The organism is Aquisphaera insulae (assembly GCF_011064615.1).
Taxonomy (GTDB): Bacteria; Planctomycetota; Planctomycetia; order Isosphaerales; family Isosphaeraceae; genus Aquisphaera; species Aquisphaera insulae.
Genome location: NZ_JAALJH010000216.1, coordinates 1 through 1538 on the forward strand (window position 1 = coordinate 1; position 1538 = coordinate 1538).

At 66.8% G+C, this 1538-nt stretch carries 1 protein-coding gene; it reads left to right on the forward strand.

What is annotated here, in order from left to right; genetic code table 11:
- The first annotated feature begins 116 nt into the window (after positions 1 to 116).
- On the forward strand, positions 117 to 1136 hold the full coding sequence (locus G6O54_RS36810; RefSeq protein WP_165236091.1) for an IS110 family RNA-guided transposase: 1020 nt from the start codon (positions 117 to 119) through the stop codon (positions 1134 to 1136).
- The last annotated feature ends 402 nt before the right edge of the window (positions 1137 to 1538 follow it).

The window sequence follows — 1538 nt, forward strand, 5'->3', positions numbered from 1 at the left end:
TTGACACTATGAGGGGGAAGTGAGGGAGGTCGACGCGGCGGTTTGCGAATCTTCCGGGCTTTGGGGAAACTTGAGGTGTTGACCGAACTCATTTTCCTTGGAGCGGGAGATTCGCGATGAACTACGTCGGCGTCGACCTCCACAAGAAGCTTATCACGGCCTGCGTCATGGACGCGAACCGGAAGATCGTCCGCGAGGCGAAGCTGTATCCCAGCGAGCCCCATCGGATCGTCGAGTTCTTCGAGGCGGTGGGCGAGTACAAGGTCGTCCTCGAGGCGACCGCGAGCTACTACTGGTTCGTCGAGTTGCTGGAGCCGACGGCCGCCGAGGTCGTGCTGGCGAACCCGGCCAAGATGCGCGTGATCGCCGAGTCGACCAAGAAGACCGACAAGCTGGACGCCCGGGTGCTGGCCGAGTTCCTGGCCCGCGACATGGTCCCGCGGGCCCACATGCCGACGCCCCGGCAGCGGCAGCATCGGGCCTTGGTGCGGCATCGGAAGTACCTCCGGGAGCGGGCGACGTCCGTGAAGTGCAAGATCCGCCACGTCCTGGCCGACTCCAACGCCGATCGCCGGGACCTGTTCTCCGCCGAGGCCGGCAAGGCGTACCTCAAGGGGCTGAAGCTCAATGAGGTCGACCGATTCCGGCTGGCGGACCTGTGGAAGGAGTGGGAGACGATCGAGGCGAGGTTGAAGAAGACGGCGGCGAAGATCAAGGCGTTCGCGAAGAAGGCGCCCCGGGCGGAGGCCGAGGCCCGCGAGCTGATCAAGACGGCGCCGGGTGTCGGCGTGGTGACGGCGGAGGCGGTCCTCTGCGAGCTGGGTGACGTGCGGCGGTTCAGGAACGCCAAGGCGGTCTGCGCGTACGCGGGGCTGGTGCCGGTGGTCCGCCAGACCGGCGGCAAGAAGGCCAGGGACGGGAGGATCACGAAGCAAGGCTCGGGCCTGCTGAGGTGGGCGTTGGTGGAGGCGGCCTGGCGGCTGGTCGCGTCGGTCCCTCGGTGGAGGTCTACATATGATAGGATCAAGAAACGTAATGGCGTGAAGCGGGCGATCGTGGCGGTGGCGAGGAAGTTCCTCTGCGTGCTCTACGCGATGCTCAGGGACTCCAAGCCCTACCGACCGCTGGCCGCCTGAGCCCCGACACTGACCCCGAACCCCCGGCCCCGAACCCCTGACCCCGGACCGAAGACCATCCCCTTGAGAGGAGGGCCTGAAGGAGCACGAGGGAGCCACCCGTCGAGCGACGGCGGGCGGGCGTGACGACCACGGGACGACCCCGCATCGAACCCCGACGGCGGCTTTCGAGACGACCGTCGAGCGATTGAATGGAGGCGTCCCTTGGATACCTGTGAGATGGCGACGTCGGCGAAGCCGACGATCCCGGATAGATGGTTGAGCGAACACGTCACGTCGGCCTCGCATCGCACACACGGCAGACCCGGGGGCAACTGCCCCCGCCCAGGCTCGGAAGACGAGAGAGGTCCGCGCCGACTACGTCGGCCCGGACCGCCCCTGGCGGGGCGACCTTTCTCGAAA